Raw genomic sequence first — 21704 nt, 5'->3', positions numbered from 1 at the left:
CGACAAGACGATGCCGCTCCCCTCGGGGTGCGGCATTTTTGTTGGCGGCCGTGTTCGGCCAACGTTGGCCGAACGGGATCAGTCCTGTGCCAGAGAGCGGGCGGCCTCGTCGGGCGCGAACGCGGCGATATAGACCAGTCCGACCACATTGGGCGCATGCCCCGCGCCGGTGATCACCGCACCGCCGTCGGAGTGGCCGACCAGCAGGGTGGGGCCGCCTTGCGCCAGCGCGAGCTTGCTGGTGCGTTCGACGTCGTCGGCCAGGCTGGTGAGCGGGTTCTGCACCACGGCGACGTGGTAGCCCTTGGCGTGCAGCAGGGGGATGACGTGCCGCCAGTGCGAGGCATCGCCCCAGGCGCCGTGCACGAGCACGATGTTCAGCTTGGCCATGGCCAGTCTCCTTTCCCCGGCAGCAAGGACGAGGGCTGCCACCCGATGAAACCGGAGGACGCCGACCGCCCGGGGGGCTAGCGCACCAGGTCGATCAGCAGGTGGAGCAGTGACGCAACCAGCGCTACCGCCGCCACGCCGGCCAGCCACAGGCCGATGAACCAGCGCCATTGCCCGGATTTGCTCGTCTTGTCGGTGCTCATGATGCGATCTCGCGTCGTTGACTGCCCGACGGGCCGGGCAGGGAGGGTCAGTGATAGCCGCAGTCGCTCTCGCGCACCTTGCCGCGGAACACCCAGTAGCCCAACGTAGTGTAGGCCAGGATGATCGGGATGATCACCAATGCACCGACCAGCAAGTAGGATGGGGGAAGGCGTTTACGCCGTAACCCATCAAATCGCTGTCGTGTGATGGTTTGATGGGTTGCGCTGCGCTTCACCCATCTATTTGCTACTCGGCCGGGGGGAAGGGTTTCGGCCAACGTTGCAGGAGAGTGGGGCTTTGTCGGTCTCGCCCGACTGGCGAGGCCCTTTCTTTGTCTCGCCAAAGAAAGGGCCCAAAGAAAGGCGACCCCGACGACGCCGGCCCGCTATCGCGGGCTGCCCTGCGGGCGGACGCGGCCAATGGGCGGCTGCGCAACTCGCGCCGGCTACGCCGTCACTCGGACAGTGCTCGCCGACTACCCCCATTGTCCACGTCCGTCCTCGGCGGCGTCGATGGGGAAAGGGGCTCGTTGGTAACAAACGTTGAAACTGTTAGGAAAAGCGGTGATGAGCGGGGACTGGGGGAGGAGTAGAGCAGTAAGCTGACATCTCTTGCTCTTGCCGATTGCAGTAAAGGGTTGGCCGAATGACAGGAATCGGCCAACGTGAGAAATGCTCAATCGAGCCCTCTCTACAGCATTAAATCTTCAATTCCCAGATAGGCTACAGTCGTCCTGCCATTCCCCCTTTGCGCTGCCGAGCGATCGTCAAGCGGCCAGGTCTTAAGCCGCCGCATGTTCGAGTGGGCGGACGTTAGCCGCCCGCGAGTTCGGCGGCGCCTGGCCGCTTGGCAGGCGCGAGGGAAGCCGAAGGCCAGCGCATTGGGGTCGCCTTCTTTTGGTTCCTTTTCTTGGCGAGACAAGAAAAGGAACTCGCCGGTCGGGCGAGACCGACAAAACCCCCGCTAGCAGAAACATGTCCTATGGCACACCCCCTCCCTTTCCTACGGGAGCGATGAGAACAGGCTCGGCCAGCCGCCAGATCGACGCTTACTTGAGCCGGCCGGACAGGAACTGCGCCAGCCGTTCGCTGCGGCACCTGGTCAGCACCTCCTGCGGGTCGCCCGCCTCTTCGATGCAGCCCTTATGCAGGAATATGACGTGGTTGGATACCTCGCGGGCGAAGCCCATTTCGTGGGTGACGACCACCATCGTTCGTCCCTCCCGCGCCAGGTCCCGCATCACCTTCAGCACTTCACCGACCAGCTCCGGGTCGAGCGCCGAGGTGGGCTCGTCGAACAGCATTACTTCCGGCTCCATCGCCAGTGCGCGGGCGATCGCGACGCGCTGCTGCTGACCGCCGGACAGGTGCGACGGAAACTTGTCCTCCATCCCTTTCAGCCCGACCTTTTCCAGATAATGGCGAGCTCGGACGACCGCCTCGTCGCGCGACAGCCCGAGCACCTTCACCGGTGCCTCGATGATGTTCTCGAGCGCGGTCAGGTGCGCCCACAGGTTGAAGTGCTGGAACACCATCGCGAGCTTGGTGCGGATGCGTGCCAGCTGCCGCTGATCCGCGGCGTGCAGGGCGCCGTTCCTCCGGTCGGGCACCAGGCGCAGCTCTTCCTCGCCCACGAGGATGCGCCCGCTGTCCGGCTGTTCGAGCAGGTTGATACAGCGCAGAAAGGTGCTCTTGCCCGAGCCGGAGGAGCCGATGATGCTGATCACGTCGCCGGCGTGCGCGGTCAGCGATACCCCCTTGAGGACTTCATTGTCGCCGTAGCGCTTGTGGATATCCTCGACCCGCAGCTTCACGGCGGCGGCTTTGCCGGTGGTCAGTTCGGTGGGGAGCTCGCTCAGTTTCATCCTCTGTCCTTCTTTCTTAATGTCGTTCTGTTGCGGCAACTTGGCCGAAGCTGGCTTAAGCGCCGCTAACAAAACGAGGCTTTGCCGAGTTTCTGCGAAGCTAAAAATCAGTGCAGCGTCCCTGACTAGGCGTGCCGCCGCAGACAGTACAAGGCGTACGGCAAGGCGGTACAACAACGTCAGGGGGTTTCTGTTAGTGGCGCTACGGCAGCACGACGCGATCCGCGCCGGTCACCGCCTGGCCGACGACCCGGCACAACTCGTTGCCCGGCTGGACGTAGCGTTGCAGATGGCGGGCGTACATCACGCCGGCGATCTCGCTGCAGACGGGAGTAGCCCGGTTGCTGAACGGGTCGATGATTTCCGCGACAAGGCCGCCGGCCTCGACCCGCTCGCCGACCTCGCGGGCGTAGACGACCAGGCCGGCGTGCGGGGCGGTGACGCTGGCCATGCCGTCCCAATACAGGGGGGCGCCGACCGCGGGCGGCAGCTCGGGCGGTGTGCCAGCGAGATGGCCGCGCCGTTGCAGGAAGGCGTAGATCGCCAGCGCGTCCCGGCTGGCCTGCGCATGGTTCAGGTCGCGCTGACCGCGCAGCTCGACGGTGGCGGAGACGCAGCCGAGCGGCACCGGCCGGTCGGCGGCGAACTCTTCGGCCAAGCGCCACCAGACCTGTCCGCACGACTCTTCGAAGGTGGTGCCACCCACGCCGCACCCGAGTACGGTCACGTCGACGCCGAGGTAGCGGGCCAGCGGCTCGCAGTCCGGCCAGAACGGCTCGTCGGTGTAAAGATGCAGCACCGCCTCACGGTCGCAGTGCAGGTCGAGCACCAGATCGCTGTCCTGCGCCAGCGTGCTGAGCGTGTGGCGCAAGGAGCCGAGCTCGGTCGAGGGTTGCACCGTGGCGAGTGCCTCCCTGATCGCCGCACGAACGATGGCGAGGTTGCCGGCGGGGTCGTCGCCCAGTTGCGGTTCGACCGTTTGCCGGATCTGCGCGTGGAAGTCCGGGAAGGTGCGATTGAAATTCTCGCCGCTGGCGAGCTCGTACCGGCCGGATGACTCGTGCAGCAAGCGCTGTGCAAGGCCGATCGGATTGGCGAGCGGCACCAGCACGATTTCGCCGCGGATGCGGCCTTCCTCGTCCGCCCGGTCGAGCAGCTGGCGCAGATGATGCATCACCAGCATGCCCGGCAGTTCGTCGGCGTGTAGGTCGCCTGCAGATAGGCTTTCGGGCCGCTTTCCGCCTCCCCGTAGTGCAGGCTGATCAGCTCACGATGGGTGCCGATGCTGCGCGACAGCAGCGAGTGATGTCGTACTTGCGAGACCATAGTGTTTCCTTGCAAAAAACAGCCATCTGAATAGTTGAAGCGAGCTCGCCACCATTTGTCAGACACCTTGACAAATGCAGGGGCGGAAGCTCCAATCAAAATCTCTTGCAACCCCGTATTGCCCAAGGCTTTCCACCCCCACCGAATGGACAAGAACGCTACCCTCGACCGGATCGATCTGAAGATCCTGGCGGCCCTGCAGCAGGACGGCCGCATTCCCTTCCAGCGCCTGTCCGAGCAGGTCAACCTGACGCCGCGCCCCTGTCTCGAGCGGGTCCGGCGGCTGGAGAAGGCCGGGGTCATCAAGGGCTACACCGCCATCGTCGAGCTACCCGAGCCGCGCCATGCGGTGGTGGTGCTGGCGCAGGTGGCACTGGCCGATCACGTCGTCTCGCAGCAGGCGTTCACCCGCGAACTGCTCAACACTCCGGCGGTGCTCGACTGCTGGCTGGTCAGCGGCACCTTCGACTTCCTGATACGGATCGGCTGCAAGGACATCAACCAGTACCGCGAGTTGGCCGAACGCTGGCTCGGTAGCAGCGCCTTCAAGATCGACAAGATCATCACCACCACCGAGCTGCAGGAGATCAAGCGCGGTGCCTCGTCGCTGCCCGGTATGGCCAGCCTCGAGGCCTGAGGCGCCGGCGATCAGGATTCGCGCGGCCTAAGGAACGCCAGCCAGCGCTGCTCGGCACCGCGGAACAGATAGAGCAGCGCGAAGGTGCAGCAGAGGTACAGCGCCGCGGCCATCAGGAACGGGTAGAACGGCGAGTAGGTGTCGGCGTACAGCCCGCGTGCGACGCCGGTCATGTCCATCAGCGTCACCGTCGACGACAAGGCGGTGGCATGCAGCAGGAACACCATCTCGTTGCTGAACACCGGGATCACCCGGCGCAGCGCGCCGGGCAGCACGATGCGGCGGATCAGCTGGCTGCGCGACATGCCGAACGCCTCGGCCGCGGCGATCTCCTCCTTCGGGTAGGTCTGCAAGGCACCTGCCAGGATCTCCAGCGCGTACGCGGCGGTGTTCAGCACGTAGGCGAGCACCGCACAGAAGGTCGCGTCGCGAAACAGCAGCCAGAAGCGGTTGCCATCCTGCCAGCCGTCGCTGACCCAGTCGAACTGCGACACGCCGTAATAGATCAGCATCAGCTGCAGAAACAGCGGCGTGCCGCGAAAGAAATAACTGAACGCGCCGATCGCCCAAGCCAGCGGCCGCGGCCCGTAGACCTTGGCCAGCGCCAGCCCCATCGCCAACAGCATGCCGAGCGCCCCGGACATCAGGAACAGCTTGGCGGTCACCACCAGCCCGGTCCATTGCGTGCCGTCCGACCATAGGTAGGCCGGCAGCGCCTTGATCACCTCATCCATCACCATCTTGGCCTCCTCAGGCGCAGTAGTTGTAGCGCCGGCTCAGCCAGCGGAAGGTCCCGCCGGAGACGGCGGTGATCGCCAGGTAGATCAGGCACACCACGAAATAGAACAGGAACGGCTTCTGTGTGGCGCGGCCGGCCTGTTCGGCCAACCAGGCCATGTCCTCCAGGCCGATCAGCGAGACCAGCGCCGCCGACTTCATCAGCGACAGCCAGTTGTTGTTGATGCCGGGCAGGGCGTAACGCAGCATCTGCGGGAACAGGATCGAGCGGAACACGCGCCACGGCGACATGCCGAAGGCGAGGCCGGCCTCGAGTTGGCCCTTCGGCACCGCCAGGAAGGCGCCGCGGAAGGTCTCGGTGTAATAGGCGCCGAAGATGAAGCCGATGGTCAAGACGCCGGCGATGAACTTGTTGAACTCGACGCTCGGCAGGTCGAGCGCGGTCAGCACCAGGTTGAACAGCCGCTCGCCACCGAAGAACAGCAGCAGCATCATCACCAGCTCCGGGATACCGCGGATCACCGTGGTGTAGGACACCGACACCACGCGCAGCCAGCGCGGTCCGAACAGCTTGATCGATGCGTTTAGCAGCCCGAACAGCAGCGCCAGCAGCAGCGACACCAGCGCGACGCGCAAGCTTAGCAGCGCGCCGGACAGGATCAGTGGTAAGTACGAGGACACCATCTCGGATTCGCCTCACGAAACGGACAACAGACTAAAAAGACTCGGTACGGACGCCCCCGAAGAGGCGCCCGCACCGGCTCGGACCGATCAGTTGTAGATATCGAACGCGAAGTATTGCTTCTGGATCTTGTCGTAGGTGCCGTTGGCGCGGATGTGGGCGATCGCCTTGTTGATGGCGGCCTTCAGCTCCGGGTCGGACTTGCGCAGCGCGATCGCGACCGGGGTGCCGTTGCCGCCGAGCTTCGGCCCGGCAAAGGCGAAGTTCTTGCCCTTGTCGGTGCGCAGGAAGCTGGTCTCGGCCTGGATGTTGTCCTGCAGCGCCGCGTCGATCCGGCCCGAGGCCAGGTCGAGGAAGACGTTGTCCTGGTTGGCATAGGTGACGATCTTCACGCCGTGGCCGGCCCAGTGGCTCTTGGCGTAGGTCTCGTGGATCGAGCCGGACTGCACGCCGACGGTCTTGCCGGCCAGCGACTGGACGGTCGGCTGCAGCGGGTTGCCCTTCTTCGCGACCAGGCGCGGGGCGGACGAGTAGTACTTGTCGGAGAAGTCGACCTCTTTCAGCCGCTCGGAGGTGACGTTCAGCGAGGCGATCACCGCGTCGTACTTATTGGCGTTGAGCGCCGCGATCATGCTGTCGAACGGCTGCTTCACGAACACACAGCGCGCCTTCAGGTCGGCACAGATCGCCTTGGCGATGTCCGGGTCGAAGCCGGTGATTTCGCCGTTGGGCGACAGCACGTCGAACGGCGGGTAGCCGCCGTCGACAGCCCAGCGGATTTCCTTGATGTCCTTGGCGAACAGCGGGGCCGACGCCGACGCCAGAGCGCCGGCCAGCCACAATGCGGTGATCTTGTTCATTCAGGATTCCTTTGCTTAAAGGGAAACACGGTATCAGAAACGCAGCGACATGCAGGTGAGTCCGCCATCCATCTTGCGGATTTCGCTGGTGTCGGTTTCGATGATCGGCAGGCCCAGCGTCTTGAGCTTCTTCAGCGTGTCCGGGTAGCCCGACGGGGTGATCAGCGTGTCGTTGATCCACAGCGTGTTGCCGGCGTATTCCTCGTCCTTGGCCAGAACGATCTGGTTGAAACCCTTGAACACCGGGTTGTCGACGCTGTCCTCGGACAGGATCAGGGTGTTTCGGCCAACGTAGTTGACGATCGACTTCAGGTGCAGGCCCGCGCCGACCTCGACCGCGGTGACGGTGTAGCCGAACTTCTCGACCGCGGCGGCGAATTCGCGCAAGCCCGCCTCGTTGGTGCGGCTGGTCAGCCCGACGAAGAAGCGCTTGTCGATCATCAGCACATCACCGCCGTCCATATGGGCGCCTTCGCCCATCCGCACCGCGTGGCGGAAGCGCGAGACCAGCGGCGCGATGGTGTCCACCTCGCCGCGGCGCGACGGCGCGCCCGGGTTGGTGATGACGGCGAGTTCCGGCATCAGCACCGCGGTGTCTTCGACGAAGTGCGCATCCGGATAGTCCGGCTGCGGCGGCAGCGTGGTGACGGTCAGGCCGAGCCCCAGCAGGATGTCGACGTAGTCGCGAAACTGCGCGCGGGTCAGTGCCGGGTCCGGTGCGCCGGCATTGGCAGTGGTCAGGCCACGGGCGACGGTATCGGCCGGGACGCGGGTAATGGCATGGGTAAAGTACATACGGCAAACACTCCCGTTTCAGACAAAGCGAACAATGAAGAGGCAGGTAAGACTCGGCGTTTTGTGGCCAGAACCGGCGCCGCCAGCGTCGTCTTGCAAATCATTCTAGGGAGGCGTGCCGGTCGGCATCTGTCGTATGACGGTTTCGTGACAGCCAGGTGCGGCTGAAATCGGCGGCGCTGACAGCGCGAATCGGTCCCGACCCTGGCGGGCCGGGCCTGGCGGGGGACAAGGACAGGAGGGGAAGCGGGAGGCTCAGTCGGCCGCGGGCTGGGCCAGGCCGTGCTCGCGCACCCAGTCGAGGAACAGCCTGGCCGGGCCGGACAGGCTGACCTTGCGGTGGTAGGCGAGCATGATGGTGCGGCTCGGCTCGTGCTGCTGCAGCGGCAGGCGTACCAGCTCCGGCGTGATCATCACCAGCGGCAGCGCGCTCCAGCCCAGGCCCGTTTCGGCCAACATGCGCAACGCCTCGAGGTAGTTGGACGGCTGGCGCACGTCGAGCGCCAGCCCCTGTTCGCTGAACAGGTTCTCGATCAGCCTTCTGAAACGGGTGTTCGGGCCGGGCAGCAGCGCCGGGTACAGCGTCAGGTCGTGCAGCGTCACCTCGGGCTGGAGGGCTAGCACATGGTTGGCCGACACCGCGAAGCACAGTCGCTCGTCGAGCACCGGGATGTATTCCAGCGACTGCTCGTGCAGCGGCGGTTCGGACATGAAGCCGAGCTCCAACTCGCCGGCGCACAGCAGCCGGTGCGACTCCACCGAGGTCTTGAAGTCCACCTCGATGTCGATGCCGGGATAGTGGCGCACGAACGCTGCCAAGAGCGGCTTGAGGTAGTAGAGGCCGATGTGCTGGGTGGTCGCGAGATACAGCCGGCCGGTCTGCGCCGGCAGCAGCGCCTTGAGCGCCTGGCCGGCCTGGTCGGCCTCGTTGAGGATGCGCAGCGCGAACGGCAGGAAGGTGCGGCCCGCCTCGGTCAGCACGGTGCGTCGCCCGATGCGGTCGAACAGCTGGACCCGGAGCGAGTCTTCCAGGCCGGCGATCCGCTTGCTCAGACCCGGCTGGGTCAGGTGCAGTTGGTCGGCCGCGCGTGAGAACGACGATTCACGGGCAGCGCAGACGAAGGCGCGCAGGGCGGGGATGTTCACAATCCATTCCGAGTTGTTATGGTTTGGGAAAACAAATCCAACTTTTTGTTTGATCTGGGGCGTCGCTACTATAGCAGCTCTGCCACCCACCGAACCGCCACCCACCATGGGACAACTGCAAATACCTTGGGAAGACGAACTCGCGCGTACCCGCACGCCCTTGCCACAACTGGCCCGCGCCGTGGTGATGGTACGCCCCGTCGACTTCGCCTTCAATGAAGAAACCGGTGCCGACAACGTGTTCCAGCACCGGCTCGGCCTGGCGCCGCACGAGGTCACGCGCCGCGCGCTCGCCGAATTCGACGCGATGGTCGAACGGCTGCAGGCGCACAGCTTAGACGTGCTGGTGTTCGACAAGCGCCACGACGAGCATGTGACCCCAGACGCGGTGTTCCCGAACAACTGGTTTTCCACCACGCCCGACGGCTCGGTGTACGTCTACCCGATGCACACCCCGAACCGCCGCCGCGAACGCCGCGTCGACGAGCTGACCCGGCTGCTGCTCGACCACGGCTTCCGCATCGACCAGCTCAGCTGGGCCGGCCACCCGCTCGAAGAGGAACTGATCCTCGAGGGCACCGGGGTGATGATCTTCGACCACCCGCGCCGCCGCGTCTACGCTGCGCGCTCGCACCGCTGCCACCCGGGGGCCCTGTACCGCTATGCGCGGCTGCGCGGTCTGGACGACGTGGTGCTGTTCGACACCGCCGACAGCCACGGCGTGCCGATCTACCACACCAACGTGATGATGAGCGTTGGCGAGCGGGTCGCGGTGATCTGCGGGCAGAGCCTGTGCCGCGACGACGAGCGCGATCAGGTGCTGGCCAAGTTGGCCGAACACCACGAGGTGATCGACATCAGCTTCGAGCAGGTCGAGCAGCACTTCTGCGGCAACATCCTGCAGCTGGCCGCGCGTGACGGCACGCCGCTGATGGTGATGTCGGAGCAGGCCTGGCACGGCTTCACACCAGAACAGCAGCGGCGCCTGGAGCAGCACGGTCAGCCGGTGGTGAACCCCATCCCCACCATCGAAGCGGTCGGCGGCGGCAGCTGCCGCTGCATGCTGGCCGAGGTGTTCCTGCCTCGCCAGTAGGGTACAAGGCCTGTAGGCCCAGGACGGACCTGTCCGGGAGACCGTTAAGCAGAGAGCCGCGCATTGCGCGGCTCTCGTTTTATCCGGGTTCGGCTAACCTAAAGGGGGAGTGACGAGGCGGGTATCGAGCAACAAGGCGATACCGCCATCAGGAGGATTTCGATGGTCACAGCTAACAGGCGAATACGTTATGCCCAGGTTATTCTGGCGCTTTGCGCAACAGCAATCGAAGTCGGCTGCGCAATAGGATCATCTGCCTCACAAGGCCAGGGTGCAGAAACCGGGGTTCCAAATTTCCAACCAGTGGACATAGGAGTGTATCGAGGTGGCCAGCCAACTGCCAAGGGATGGTCATACCTGAAGTCACTAGGCGTTAAGACCGTTGTAAAGCTTGATTTACCATCCGAGGGATCTGACGAGGAGGCCACAAGGTTAGGAATGACCGTGGTGGATGCGTCAGGTCCGCCATCCGACCTAAAAGATTTCTTCGAGGCTCCGAATCCTGAGCGAATCAGGCTGGCTGTTGAGACACTGGAAGATGAGAGCCGGTGGCCCATCTATGTACATTGTCTTCACGGCCAGGATAGAACCGGTCTGATAGTTGGGCTCTTTCGCGTCCGGCATGATCACTTCACAAAATCACAGGCGTTCAAGGAAATGCGGGAGAACAACTTTCACTGGGCGTTGTTCCCTGGCCTGGTTGATGTTTGGGAAGACTTCGACGGAAAGACCTTGCCGTGATTTGTCACTCGGCTTCGGCGCCTAACACCCAGTGCTTTAAGGAAGGATGAAATGAGTTCTGAATCAAAGCCAAATTGGCGCGATCTTGGAGTCAAGATCATTCCGGGCTCGCAACTCGATCTCAATACGCCGCAAACGCCTGGCATGACGAGAGCGGCCGCGATCACACATGCCGGGACGGGGGCCAGCAAACTTTGGGCAGGCACGGTCACCGTCGATGCCAACGCCAAAACGGGTGCTCACCATCATGGAGAATTGGAAAGCGTCATATACGTTGTGAGCGGCCGGGCACGTATGCGATGGGGCGAACACCTAGAGTTTGTCGCAGAGGCAGGACCTGGCGATTTCATTTACGTTCCGCCGTTCGTACCCCATCAAGAGATCAACGCGAGCAAGACCGAGGTTCTCAGTTGCGTGGTCGTCCGCAGCGGTCAAGATCCGATTGTCATTAATCTGGATGTCGAGCCCGGCGAGCCACCGGAAGAGGTCTATTGGGTCGATCCTATGCACCCGCATCCGTGAATCCGACACGTGGTTTCCGCTGCCACGTAGTTGGCTGCTCGTGCAGGATGCGCCGGTTACCTTGAGTCGTTAGATGTCAATCCGATGCAAACAGGTGAACTGATGCACCAGTTAGTAATTCGTCAAGCGATACTAGATGATCTGCATGTATGTTTGGCATTCGAACGATTGGATCAATTCGGTCGCATTACTCGTATTGATGAGCAAGTCATCAAATCTAACATTGATATTGGTTCCGTGTTTTTGGCAGAGCACAGCGGAACTCCAGTAGGTTATGCTTCTTTAAATTTTCTGTATGCTTCTCGTATCCCTCTTTTTAGCTGGTGGTATGTCAAACCAGACTTCAGAGGTCTTGGCGTAGGTTCTATGTTGTTTTCTGAAGTTGAGCATTACCTTGAATCTCTTGGTTTTGACCAACTGCTTGTTTCAGCATGCCGTGAAATTGAAATAGCTAGGCATCGGTCTGCCGGGTTGCGCGAAATTGGTGCGCTAGATCTAGGTGTAAATGAGGTGGAGTATTTTTTTGTTAAAGCTCTACGCAAAAAAATCTAACACATCAATCAACTGGACCTGCTGACGCAGGCCAGTTATTTCAGGCTACAAAGCCTTCCCATGCAGATGGAAAATGCTTTTCTGATGTAGTGGACTCGTCAAAGCACAGGAGGTTGAAATGGATAAGACATACCGTGGAAGCTGCCATTGTGGAAATGTTCGCTTTGAGGCAGACATTGATTTGAGTGCTGGCACCGGGAAGTGTAACTGCTCCATTTGTACCAAGACGAGGTCTTGGAACGTCATTGTAAAACCACAAGCCTTCCGTTTGCTCGCCGGGGATGACAGCCTGAGTAACTACCAGTTCGGTAGCCACAGCATGCACCATTTGTTCTGTACGCGCTGCGGGGTTCGGTCATTTGGCCGGGGCCATCTCGATGTCCTCGGGGGCGATTTCTATTCCGTTAACCTGGCCTGCCTCGATGATATCGATACAGCTGTACTGGCCAATGCTCCGGTTCGCTATGCCGACGGGCGAAATAATAATTGGCAGTCTACGCCAGACGAGATCCGCCACCTCTAACAAGAGTTAGGGGGTTTGTTCGACTCATCTGATGAGTCTGATTCGAGCCCTGTGATAGCACTTCATGATTTCCGCACCGTTAAACAATATCGGGAAAGGAGAAGTTTGAGATGCAACTCATCACTGTGAAAATCGATAAGCCGGAAGCGACGAACTTCATTTTTGGTCAGACGCACTTCATCAAGTCCGTCGAGGACATCCACGAAGCGCTGGTTGCAGCCGTGCCAGGTATCAAGTTTGGCGTGGCCTTTTGTGAAGCCTCTGGCAAATGCCTGGTGCGATGGTCTGGCACCGATCCCGCCATGATCGAACTGGCCCAGAAGAATGCGACAGCCATTGCCGCCGGCCATAGCTTCATCATTTTTCTCGGGGACGGCTTCTATCCGCTGAACGTGTTGAACACCGTCAAAATGGTCCCCGAGGTGTGCCGCATTTTCTGCGCAACAGCCAATCCAACTGAAGTGATTCTCGCTGAGACGGAACAGGGGCGAGGTGTCCTTGGCGTGGTGGACGGCTTCTGTGCTAATGACATCGAAGGCAACGACGACATCCTGTGGCGGAAGAATTTGCTGCGGCAGATCGGCTACAAGCTATGAGTGAGGGGCCGGCATCCCCTTGCTTGGCTGTGCTAGGAAGCATATCCCCAATCCACTATTAACCATCAACATTCGGCTGAAAGGAGCAATAAATGAGAAAAATCATTTTTCAAATGATGGTCACGCTTGATGGTTTCTTTGAAGGGCCAAACAAGGAAATAGATTGGCATGTCGTGGATGACGAGTTTAATGCCTACGCCATTGACCTTCTCAATTCGGTGGACACTCTTTTGTTTGGGCGCGTGACTTACCAACTCATGGCAGATTACTGGCCATCCGAGTCCGCGACCACGGACGATCCAATCGTCACGGACAAAATGAATAACTTGCCAAAAATTGTTTTTTCAAAAACGCTTGAAAAGGCTGAATGGAATAATACAAGGCTAATTAAAGAAAATATTGCGGAAGAAATCACGAAACTAAAGCAGCAGCCAGGCAAAGACCTTGCCATGTTCGGCAGTTCCGACTTGGCAGTAACGTTTATCCAAATGGATTTGATTGACGAATATCGGATTGTCGTGAATCCTGTAGTCTTGGGCAACGGTAAACATTTATTCAAAGGCTTGAACAAACAGCTAAATTTGAAGCTTTTTAAAACAAAGGTACTAAGTTCAGGTAACGTTATACTTTACTATCGGCCTAACAAAAAAGAATAACTATCCTAACCTAGCGCTTGACAAATAAAGGCGGAAGAAATGTAGAGCACTGCGCCTAACAAGTCAGTCAAGCGGACGGCTACGCCGTCGCTTAATTCCAATGCTATCCGGCAACAAATTGCTCTTGGTGATTGAACCAAAGGAGGTATGCAAAATGGCGCGAACATTTGGGACAGGAACTGGATCCGGGACTGGCTCCGGAAGTGTGCAAGAGCTAGCAGTGAAGGTTGCGGAGAACCCAGATCTGGCAGAGCTGATCAAGAAGGATCCAGCCAAAGCACTACAGAATCTCGCGACTCCGCTTCAAACGGACGTGTTCCTGTATCGGATAGTCGTCGGTTCCCTCGGTGGTGCAGTGCTCATCACTCTTATCGGTGCGATTTTACTCGTTGCACTCGGCAAGCCGGTGCCAGACGTTCTCGTTGCGATTGGATCTGCTGCGGTAGGCGCTCTAGCGGGTCTTTTGGCTCCATCACCAGTTCGCGGCTAGCTGCGCGAGGAGCGGAGGGCAGGTGGGGAACAGGAGAGCATCAGGTCCTTAAGTCACGGTGACGATTTTCCGGATAACAAGTAGCTGCACCGGAACGCTCACTACGTTCGCAGCCGGTGAGCCGCATCGTTAGACGGCCGCGCTATGGGAAGGAGGATTGGTATGCAAAGCAAAGTGACTGAAATCGCTCGCGATACGTATCGGATCTCCACGTTCCATCCAGATTACGGGATCCAATTCAACCAATTCCTCATTAAGGATGATGAGCCTTTCCTGATGCATACGGGTTTCAAGGGAATGTTTCAAACCACGCTCGAGGGCGTGGCGTCGATCATCGACCCCGCTAACCTGCGCTGGATCGGATTCAGCCACTTTGAAGCCGACGAGTGTGGCGCCCTGAACGAGTGGCTGGGGATCGCACCGCACGCGCAGGCGCTTTGCAGCGTTGTGGGGGCGATGATCAATGTCGGCGACTTCGCCGAGCGTGCACCGCGCCCGCTCGCCGATGGCGAAGTCCTGCAAATTGGCCGGCACCGGCTTCGGTTTCTGTCGACCCCGCATGTACCGCATTGTTGGGACGCGGGCCTGTTCTTCGACGAGACCGAGCAGACCCTGTTTTGCTCGGATCTCTTCTTCCAGCCGGGCGATCCCGAGCCGGTGATCGAGTCCGACATCGTCGAGCGTGCGAGAGAGGCCATCAAAGGCAGCATTGCGGGGCCGATGGCGAAGGATATGCCCTACACTCCTTACACGGACAGCACCTTGCACCGGCTCGCCGCCTTGCAGCCAAAAAGCCTCGCGGTGATGCACGGTTCCTCGTTCCGTGGCGACGGCGGGAAGGCCATGCTCGACCTGGCGGCCGTGATCAAGGAGCTCCTGAGCAAACCCGAGGGCGGTCCTTGACACGTGGGAACGACGACCCTCGAAACTCGCCTCTGACAAGGCGTACGGTAATGCAGAGCAACAACGCCGGGAGGGTTTTAGCTGCGCAGAAACTCGGCTAAGCCTCGTTTTGCTAGCGGCTCCAAGCAACAGGAGGAGGAATGATGGCGAACGCATTACATTCGATCCGCTTTCCGGGCGAGAGTGGCCAGTATCGGGCGGCGCGGGACGAGCTGCTGCAAGCGGAACTCGATCTGCGCAAGCAACTGGAACAGGTTGCCACATTGAGGCGGAAGCTGCCGCTGGGCGGCCCGTTGAAGGAGGACTACGTCTTCGACGAAGGCGGCCCCGACCTTGCCGATCTCGAGGTCGTGGAACAGGTTCGATTGTCGGAGCTGTTCCGCGAGGGGAAGGATAGCCTCATTCTCTATAGCTTTATGTACGGACCGGAGATGCAACGGCCGTGTCCGTCGTGTACATCCATTCTTGACGGGCTGAACGGCAGCGCGCCTCACGTGCTCCAGCGCGTCAACATTGCCGTCATCGCCAAATCGCCGATTCAGCGTATTCGCGAGTTCGCTCGGCAGCGGGGATGGCAGAATCTCCGTCTCTTATCTTCGGTACACAACAGCTTCAACGCCGACTATCACGGCGAAACGCCCGACGGGCAGCAGATCCCCGCGCTCAATGTGTTCGTGCGCCGTCAGGGGCAGATCCACCACTTCTACAGCACCGAGCTTCTGTACGCGCAGCGCAATCCTGGCGAGGATCCCCGACATGTCGACTTGATATGGCCGCTGTGGAACCTGTTCGACCTCACGCCGGAGGGGCGGGGGACAGACTGGCACCCGAGCTTGGCCTACGACCAAACGTAAGGGTCGCGGCTTCGGCATGGGGGCTTCATCGGTAGCCTAACCTCGCGGTCAAGTGGGGCGCCCAACAGGCACCCGTTACCTTGGCGGGTGCCGCGCAATCCCACGAAAGGAAGGCGTGACGATGAATACGGCGGAGATTGGTCAGTTGCTGGATCGCCTCGGCAAGGCGTTGAGCACGGGTGACTTGCAAGGAGCAGCGGACTGCTTTGCGGTCCCCGCCTTGTTCCTTTCCGATGACGGGGCAACGGTGCTCGCCGATACCCAGCAGATTGAGCAGCTCTTCGCGCAAGCCACCGCGTGGTATCGATCGCAAGGGCTCGTCTCAACCAGACCCGATGTTCAGCACGTCGAGGCGTTGAGCGAGAAACTTGCCTCGGTTGACGTGCGTTGGCCGGCGTTCGACGCATCCGGCGCGGAGAAGTCCAGCGAACGCTCGCTTTATCTCCTGCAGTTCGGAGAGGACGAGCAGCCTTACATTCGCGTCGCGCTCACCAGAACCAAGTGATCGCCCCACCCACAACGCTGCTGAGCACACCATGACCGAGATCATTGGCATCGACCATATCTACATCACCGTGTCCGACATGGCACGATCCGAAGCGTTTTACGACCGTGCGATGGAGGTGCTGGGGTTCCGCAAGAACACCTTCGCCCTGGGGGGTGATGAGCACATCCAATACTTCAATCGTCATTTTGGGTATGTCCTGCGCCCGGCGAGGTCCAGCAACGCACATGACCCGTACTCGCCAGGGTTGCACCACCTATGCCTTCGCGTAGATTCGGTAGCCGACGTTGTCTCCGTCGCCGCCGGTCTGCGCGCCGCGGGCATCGCCGCCACCGACCCCAAACTTCACCCGGGCTACGCCCCCGACTACTGGGCCACGTTCTTTACCTATCCCGATGGCATTCGTCTTGAAGTCACTAACTACCGACAGGAAAGGCGAGAACGCCATGACGGGTGGGACCAACTACCGGGCTAACCCTTCCATCGAGCGGATCGGCCAGCAGCGGCGCTGTGGTCAGTCTGCTCATGTCAAACGTTAGGTCGCTCCGAGATGCGCACATTACTTGGAGACACCCGCGCCATGTTGACCCTCGCCATGCTGCTCGCCCTTAGCGGCTTGCTGCTTGGCTACCTGCTCAAGGACTTCACTTGGTTTGCTCGCTTTGGTGCTCTCGTGGTGGCTGTCGGGATAACCCTTCTTTCGAGAGCAAGCGTGATCCGCGAGGACATCAGAGCCCATGTTTTTGAGGCCGAAACTGGGCTCAGTCACCTGAATCCCGAGCACTACAAACAGATCGGCGAGCCAATCCCGGAGTGGGTACACGAAGACCGGCGAACTAGAACAGCGGTCGGAATGTGGGGACCGCTCGTTAGCTTTATTGGCACACTCATCTGGGGCTTCGGTGATTTGCTGAACAGATTACTTACATGAGCAAGCTAACATTTCGCTCAACGCGGATCGTCCAAAAGCGGGCGGCCGGTTAGCTTCAACAATTAGCGTTTAAGCCAAAAAGTGGTTTTGGGTTGGAAGAATGGGGTTCGGCCAACCTTAGTGTTTTGGCTGTTTCCGCAGCTTGGCCGAAGCTGTCATTGCTTGTTTTGATGCTTTTCGTCGGAGCTATCCGCCTGCTAAGCGGAAGGTGGGGCAGGCGTTGAGCGGTTTGCTCCGGCGGGGGTTTCAGGGTTCTGACGGTTCAGGTTGTTTGGCGGAAAAGCGCGGTTCCAGGTCTTGTTCGGCATCCGGTCGTAGGAATGTGTCTCACCGTTCGTTCAAGCGGGGTTGCCAACAGCTGGCGCTTTGGTAGCCCCTTAACCCAGGAGTTAGGGCAATCATGAAGCAAACACGTTTCGATCCACTCGGCCGCATTTTCTCCCTGTCGCCGCTACTTGTCAGGATGCGGGGCTTGGCGGAGAAAGCGGAATGAGCGCCGGCCCCGTCAAGATGCGCTTGTTCTCCAGTCCTTTGAGCATGTTTGGCGCCAAGGCGCAGATCGCCGCTCTCGAGAAAGGGCTGGATTTCGAACTCGTCATGGTTCCCTTCGACGGGACGCGCGGCTACGACCCGAAGCACCCCCGAGGTTGTTCGGGTCAATCCGAAGCAGCAAGTGCCGATTCTGATCGATGGAAGCCTGGAGATCTTCGATTCAACGCAGATCTTCGAGTATTTCGAGGATTTGAGGCCCCATCCGGCGCTGTGGCCTACCGGCTCATTTGCCCGGGCCCAGGCGCGCCTGCTCGAACTCAAGTCCGATGAAGTGTTCTTTCCCCATATCATTCGACTGATGGGGCTTCAGGCGACACCGGAAGACCCGGTGGCGATTGCCGCACGCAACGGGGCCGCCCGCTACTATCGGGAAATGGAACAGCTCCTGGCCGATCGTGAGTTTCTCGCCGGGGCCTACTCCTTCGCCGATATTGCCTTTTACATGGCGCAACTATTTGGCGCCCGGATGAGCGCGGCGATGACCGAGGCCACCCCGAGGCTCCTCCAATGGCGGGACAGGATGACATCGAGACCCGCCGTGAAACAGGTAGTCGGCCCGATGGCGGCCTATCTCGTTTCCCAAGGCCGTCCGCTCCCGGACTTTTTGTCCGCTCTCGCGCCGTCCGGCCACTGGCAATCGCCACCGGCCGAGACCCGGCACCTCTAATCTAAAGGCTGTGCCGGCATGCGCGTCGCAACCTAGTCACAGTTCACCTTCAACGTTAGGCACCGGGGAGGTTTTACATGCTCGACGTCGCCCAGTTTGTCGCCACCCTGTGCTGCAGCCTGTTTGCCGGGGCGGCGATCTACATCAATCTGGTCGAGCATCCGGCACGGATGGGGTGCGACACGAAGACCGCGGCAACGGTGTGGGTGCCGAGCTACAAGCGGGCGACGGCGATGCAAGCGCCACTGGCCATCGTGAGCTTCCTCGCCGGTGTGTCTGCTTGGCTGCTGGGTGGGGGCATCCTGTGGCTGGTCGGGGCCGTGCTGATCGGCTTGGTCGTGCCCTTCACGTTCATAGTGATCATGCCGACCAACAAGCAACTGTTGGCCCCGGGGCGGGACCTTGCGTCGGCGCAAACCCGTGCATTACTGGAGAAGTGGGGCCGGCTGCACGCTGTTCGTAGTGTGCTGAGCCTGGTGGCGGCGGTGATTTATCTGAGCCTGTTGCTTAAAATCTGATCTTGCCCTCGAGAGGGATGCGCGAAAATGCGCCGCATCCCTCTCAAGTTAACCGTTATCCAAAGAATAACGGTGTAGGTGCTTACTCAATAATTCTAAATATTTCCCACTTGGGCGTGCCCGAAACGATGTAGGGCTCCAGTTCCTTGCTCCAATCCTTATGCGCGTCGATTTTGGCCAGCTTTTCCCAGGCGGCGCTAAGGTCGGCGAGGTCCTTGAGCTGAATTTCTGATTGAACGGTGGATTCGTGGGCGCCTACCGAGCCGGTGAGCAGTTTCACATTCTCCTCTGTCCAGCCGACTTGCGAGCCGATCTCTCGAAGCCAGTGTTTCATGTGCTCGATAACTATCGGTTTGTAGCCAAACCGTGATTCGATACTCCAGCGTGCGATGATCATTATCGATCCTCCTCGCGTGCATAACGTCCTAGAAGCCTAGACCATGGCTGCCGCACGGCAGTCCGCTTTTCCCTAGAATCCGGTCCGCGTCCCGGCCGCCGCTAGGCCCGATGCGCTTCGGCCGTTCTGTCATCTCCACGTCCGGTCCGTTGCCACGCCGAGCGACCAGTCGGGATGCCACGGCAGCAAGAAATCCGTTATGGGAGAGCGGCGGGTCTGGCTTCCAGAACGGCTTTGAGGCGCCCGAGCGCCTCTTCCGACTCGGCCTCAACCCGTCGGCGCAGCAAGAGCCGGTTCAACAGCGCGAAATACAGCGTCGGCGCCCCGTAGACGAATACTCGCTCGAACCGGGTCCCGTGCGCGGTCGCGGTCAGGGTATAGGTCACCGTCCCGGCCTTGCGCCCGTCGATCGTCCCTTCGATCGCCCACTCATGGGGTCTATTCCGGGTGATGACCGTCCACTGCACGTGTCCGTGCCGGCCGGCCACACGGTATTCCTCGGTGACCCGCTCGCCAACGGCCAGTGGATGGTCCGTCGCGCCGCTCACCGCCAGTGAAGACGGGTGCCAGCGTGGCCAGTTGGCCGGTGTCGTCACATAGTCGAACACGACCGCGTTGGGCTGCTCGATCGACACCACGTTGTCGATGCGGGTGCTGCCCAGGAACGGCAAGGGGAGCTGCAGCACGGCGGTGAGGCCGGCCACGACCAGCAGCACGGTGATCAGCCATTTCCATTTTTTCATGATGATTGACACTCAGAGGCGGACGGCCCGCCGATTCAGTGTAGTCACCCGTGATTCATCGCACCGGCAAGGGTCGTTATCATCCCCTAGTGTGCCGGCCTCATGCTGAGGCCGTTTGCAATTCGTGGGCGAGAAAGCGCTCCAGCCGTGCATCGGTGCTGTAGGCATGATCAGGCACTCCACACTTCGGGGGAGGGGGCCGAGCATGCAGGACTGAGTGACAGCAAAACGCTGGGCCCCGCCAAGGGGGTAGAAGCGCTGCCGTGAAATGAAAAGCCCCGAGAGTTCCTCGGGGCTTTTTACTCGATTGCCAGACTGGCTTGAAACATTGCTCATCAGTTCCGGCAATGGGTACTTGTTGAGCCACCAGTTAGTGAGAAATGGCTGCTACCATTTATCCTTATCACTGGCGAAGACGTCGGTTACCGGCTTAGCCTTTTTTGCGTGGGTGTTCTTCGCGACGGTGCCCGACGCGCCGGAGGCCTCGCTCGCTTTGGTGCCGCTTCGCAACTCCCGCAACTGTAGTCCGCCGGGCTGAATCTGTTCCAGTGGCATCCGGATATTCTCGAGATGGCCTTGCGAGATCGTTGGACCGACCCGGTCGACGACTACTTCGCAGCAATCGTACTCAGTTCGCCCCAGCGACTGGCCAGTCTGGGGATCCTTAATTTCCTGCCCCATCGAAACCAGTAGATAGCGGCCGCCTTCCCGCACCGATTGGCCGCCTTGGCTCAGCACTACGTTATTGCCATCTCGAGACGCTACCGTGATCGGGAAGGTGCGGGCCAGAATCGCACTCACTACGCTGCGAACCAGTTGGCTCTCCAGCCCTTGCCTTGCCTTATCGGCGTCCACCGGGCTGTCGTACTGCACCTGACCGATGCTGGCCGCCTCGTTCTTGAGGATGTTCGACAGTTGTACCTGTCGAGTCGCCACATTGATAACCCGCTGCGAAATGGCCCAGCTACCTTTGGACTTGTGGTACGAGAAGGCGTTGATCTGCCCGGTCCAGATCAGATCCGCGCTGATCGCCTGGCTCATTTTCGAGCGTTCGGCAGCCGGGGCTTGTCCCGAACTGATCATGTCGAGCTCCTGCTGCACATCGTCGCCGAGGTCGCGGTCGAGTACCGAAAAGCGCCCGGTGTTAGTCAAGGCATCGAGAATTTGTTGACGGACCTCTTCGGCGACCTTCTCTGACGGAACCGCTACGCCGGCAACTTGAAACGACGCATTATCGAATCGGATCGGACCGACGACGATCTTCAGCTTTCGACTGTCAGCCGGAGCGTTGAACTTGGCGATATTGGCTTCGATGCTCGCCTTGAAGACGTTGCCATCCGGCCCATCCAGTTTCAACACTTTGAAACTGGTCACAACCCCGCCCGACTGCTTGGCCACGTATTCGGAAAATTCCTGAGCCTGCAACTGCGCGGCATCACGACCGACGGCGACGCTGAGTACCGATTTGAACTGCTCGGAACTCATATCGATGGCCACACCATTCACTTGTTTGATCGCCACCTTGATCGCGTCGTCGACGGCTTCGGCGGCACTGCCGCCCATCCCGGTCGCGGTGGTGCTGACGGTGGTCAGCTTGCCCGCATCCGGCAGTGCTGCCGTTGGAGCACTGGCTTGCGAGACCGAGGGGGCCGCATCCTTTTTCGTCACATCATCTTTTTTCGTGCAGGCAACGACTGCCAGTACAGTAATGGCAGCCCCAACAATACGACTGAACTTCATACAGTGTTGGCGCTCACTGAAAATTGACCAGATAACCGAGGGTTTGCTCATTGAAAATTGACCAGGGTGACTAACCATC

The 21704-nt window shown here is 60.4% G+C and carries 29 protein-coding genes; 16 read left to right on the top strand and 13 right to left on the bottom strand.

From position 1 onward, the window contains the following. Positions 1-78: 78 nt before the first annotated feature. The 5 genes from ACZ2IA_RS16280 to ACZ2IA_RS16260 form a co-directional block, all read right to left on the bottom strand. Positions 79-390, bottom strand: a complete 312-nt coding sequence (locus tag ACZ2IA_RS16280; RefSeq protein WP_470293644.1) for an alpha/beta fold hydrolase — start codon at positions 388-390, stop codon at positions 79-81. Between the two features lie 77 nt (positions 391-467). After that, complete coding sequence (locus ACZ2IA_RS16275; protein ID WP_470293643.1) at positions 468-593, bottom strand: hypothetical protein; 126 nt, start codon at positions 591-593, stop codon at positions 468-470. Between the two features lie 1049 nt (positions 594-1642). Next, positions 1643-2458, bottom strand: a complete 816-nt coding sequence (locus tag ACZ2IA_RS16270; RefSeq protein WP_470293642.1) for an ABC transporter ATP-binding protein — start codon at positions 2456-2458, stop codon at positions 1643-1645. Between the two features lie 202 nt (positions 2459-2660). Then, positions 2661-3641, bottom strand: coding sequence for a succinylglutamate desuccinylase/aspartoacylase family protein (locus ACZ2IA_RS16265; RefSeq protein ID WP_470293641.1), 981 nt, complete (start codon positions 3639-3641; stop codon positions 2661-2663). Then, positions 3632-3784, bottom strand: a complete 153-nt coding sequence (locus tag ACZ2IA_RS16260; RefSeq protein WP_470293640.1) for a hypothetical protein — start codon at positions 3782-3784, stop codon at positions 3632-3634. The genes ACZ2IA_RS16265 and ACZ2IA_RS16260 overlap by 10 nt, the downstream gene beginning before the upstream one ends. 145 nt (positions 3785-3929) lie before the next feature. On the opposite strand from ACZ2IA_RS16260, the gene ACZ2IA_RS16255 reads away from it, so the two are divergent. Continuing rightward, positions 3930-4421, top strand: coding sequence for an Lrp/AsnC family transcriptional regulator (locus ACZ2IA_RS16255; protein WP_470293639.1), 492 nt, complete (start codon positions 3930-3932; stop codon positions 4419-4421). A gap of 11 nt (positions 4422-4432) precedes the next feature. On the opposite strand, the gene ACZ2IA_RS16250 is transcribed toward ACZ2IA_RS16255, so the two are convergent. The 5 genes from ACZ2IA_RS16250 to ACZ2IA_RS16230 form a co-directional block, all read right to left on the bottom strand. Continuing rightward, positions 4433-5161: an ABC transporter permease gene (locus tag ACZ2IA_RS16250; protein WP_470293638.1), complete on the bottom strand. Its 729-nt coding sequence runs from the start codon at positions 5159-5161 to the stop codon at positions 4433-4435. A 10-nt stretch (positions 5162-5171) separates the two neighbouring features. Beyond that, positions 5172-5843, bottom strand: coding sequence for an ABC transporter permease (locus ACZ2IA_RS16245; RefSeq protein ID WP_470293637.1), 672 nt, complete (start codon positions 5841-5843; stop codon positions 5172-5174). An 87-nt stretch (positions 5844-5930) separates the two neighbouring features. After that, positions 5931-6701: an ABC transporter substrate-binding protein gene (locus tag ACZ2IA_RS16240; RefSeq protein WP_470293636.1), complete on the bottom strand. Its 771-nt coding sequence runs from the start codon at positions 6699-6701 to the stop codon at positions 5931-5933. 33 nt (positions 6702-6734) lie between these two features. Beyond that, entirely contained in the window at positions 6735-7496 is a 762-nt protein-coding gene (locus tag ACZ2IA_RS16235) for a dimethylarginine dimethylaminohydrolase family protein (RefSeq protein ID WP_470293635.1), read from the bottom strand. 255 nt (positions 7497-7751) lie between these two features. After that, positions 7752-8642: a LysR family transcriptional regulator gene (locus tag ACZ2IA_RS16230; RefSeq protein ID WP_470293634.1), complete on the bottom strand. Its 891-nt coding sequence runs from the start codon at positions 8640-8642 to the stop codon at positions 7752-7754. 106 nt (positions 8643-8748) lie between these two features. On the opposite strand from ACZ2IA_RS16230, the gene ACZ2IA_RS16225 reads away from it, so the two are divergent. The 15 genes from ACZ2IA_RS16225 to ACZ2IA_RS16155 all read left to right on the top strand — a co-directional run bounded on the left by ACZ2IA_RS16225 (position 8749) and on the right by ACZ2IA_RS16155 (position 18745). Continuing rightward, positions 8749-9735: an arginine deiminase-related protein gene (locus tag ACZ2IA_RS16225; RefSeq protein ID WP_470293633.1), complete on the top strand. Its 987-nt coding sequence runs from the start codon at positions 8749-8751 to the stop codon at positions 9733-9735. A gap of 162 nt (positions 9736-9897) precedes the next feature. After that, positions 9898-10476, top strand: coding sequence for a fused DSP-PTPase phosphatase/NAD kinase-like protein (locus tag ACZ2IA_RS16220; protein WP_470293632.1), 579 nt, complete (start codon positions 9898-9900; stop codon positions 10474-10476). A gap of 51 nt (positions 10477-10527) precedes the next feature. Further along, positions 10528-10998: a cupin domain-containing protein gene (locus tag ACZ2IA_RS16215; protein WP_470293631.1), complete on the top strand. Its 471-nt coding sequence runs from the start codon at positions 10528-10530 to the stop codon at positions 10996-10998. 102 nt (positions 10999-11100) lie between these two features. Beyond that, positions 11101-11550 carry a GNAT family N-acetyltransferase gene (locus tag ACZ2IA_RS16210; protein WP_470293630.1) on the top strand — a complete coding sequence of 150 codons (450 nt, stop codon included), beginning with the start codon at positions 11101-11103 and terminating at the stop codon, positions 11548-11550. A gap of 118 nt (positions 11551-11668) precedes the next feature. Then, positions 11669-12073 carry a GFA family protein gene (locus tag ACZ2IA_RS16205; protein WP_470293629.1) on the top strand — a complete coding sequence of 135 codons (405 nt, stop codon included), beginning with the start codon at positions 11669-11671 and terminating at the stop codon, positions 12071-12073. 110 nt (positions 12074-12183) lie between these two features. Further along, the gene (locus ACZ2IA_RS16200) at positions 12184-12669 is read left to right on the top strand and encodes an adenosine-specific kinase (protein ID WP_470293628.1); all 486 of its coding nucleotides are present in this window, start codon (positions 12184-12186) and stop codon (positions 12667-12669) included. A 92-nt stretch (positions 12670-12761) separates the two neighbouring features. After that, positions 12762-13325, top strand: a complete 564-nt coding sequence (locus tag ACZ2IA_RS16195; RefSeq protein WP_470293627.1) for a dihydrofolate reductase family protein — start codon at positions 12762-12764, stop codon at positions 13323-13325. Positions 13326-13545: 220 nt separating this feature from the next. Then, positions 13546-13815: a hypothetical protein gene (locus ACZ2IA_RS16190; RefSeq protein WP_470293626.1), complete on the top strand. Its 270-nt coding sequence runs from the start codon at positions 13546-13548 to the stop codon at positions 13813-13815. Between the two features lie 162 nt (positions 13816-13977). After that, a complete protein-coding gene (locus ACZ2IA_RS16185) occupies positions 13978-14718 on the top strand; it encodes an oxygen-binding di-iron domain-containing protein (RefSeq protein WP_470293625.1) in 741 nt (246 codons plus the stop codon). Positions 14719-14858: 140 nt separating this feature from the next. Continuing rightward, on the top strand, positions 14859-15572 hold the full coding sequence (locus ACZ2IA_RS16180) for a DUF899 family protein (RefSeq protein WP_470293624.1): 714 nt from the start codon (positions 14859-14861) through the stop codon (positions 15570-15572). 121 nt (positions 15573-15693) lie between these two features. Next, positions 15694-16077, top strand: a complete 384-nt coding sequence (locus ACZ2IA_RS16175; protein WP_495849309.1) for a DUF6841 family protein — start codon at positions 15694-15696, stop codon at positions 16075-16077. A 31-nt stretch (positions 16078-16108) separates the two neighbouring features. Continuing rightward, the gene (locus ACZ2IA_RS16170) at positions 16109-16552 is read left to right on the top strand and encodes a VOC family protein (protein ID WP_470293622.1); all 444 of its coding nucleotides are present in this window, start codon (positions 16109-16111) and stop codon (positions 16550-16552) included. Positions 16553-16657: 105 nt separating this feature from the next. After that, positions 16658-17008 carry a hypothetical protein gene (locus tag ACZ2IA_RS16165; RefSeq protein WP_470293621.1) on the top strand — a complete coding sequence of 117 codons (351 nt, stop codon included), beginning with the start codon at positions 16658-16660 and terminating at the stop codon, positions 17006-17008. Between the two features lie 541 nt (positions 17009-17549). Then, positions 17550-18227: a glutathione S-transferase family protein gene (locus tag ACZ2IA_RS16160; protein ID WP_470293620.1), complete on the top strand. Its 678-nt coding sequence runs from the start codon at positions 17550-17552 to the stop codon at positions 18225-18227. A gap of 77 nt (positions 18228-18304) precedes the next feature. Continuing rightward, positions 18305-18745, top strand: a complete 441-nt coding sequence (locus ACZ2IA_RS16155) for an anthrone oxygenase family protein (RefSeq protein ID WP_470293619.1) — start codon at positions 18305-18307, stop codon at positions 18743-18745. A gap of 82 nt (positions 18746-18827) precedes the next feature. Here ACZ2IA_RS16155 and ACZ2IA_RS16150 read toward each other — a convergent pair whose 3' ends face one another. The 3 genes from ACZ2IA_RS16150 to ACZ2IA_RS16140 all read right to left on the bottom strand — a co-directional run. Beyond that, positions 18828-19142 (bottom strand): hypothetical protein, encoded by a 315-nt coding sequence (locus ACZ2IA_RS16150; protein ID WP_470293618.1) that lies wholly within the window; start codon positions 19140-19142, stop codon positions 18828-18830. 197 nt (positions 19143-19339) lie between these two features. Continuing rightward, on the bottom strand, positions 19340-19885 hold the full coding sequence (locus tag ACZ2IA_RS16145) for an SRPBCC family protein (protein WP_470293617.1): 546 nt from the start codon (positions 19883-19885) through the stop codon (positions 19340-19342). Between the two features lie 387 nt (positions 19886-20272). After that, positions 20273-21704 (bottom strand): CsgG/HfaB family protein (locus ACZ2IA_RS16140; protein ID WP_470293616.1); only part of this gene is annotated, 1432 nt, incomplete at its 5' end.

It is taken from the genome of Crenobacter sp. CS_VA4, from assembly GCF_055597485.1.
This window is presented reverse-complemented; position numbering and strand designations above follow the sequence as displayed.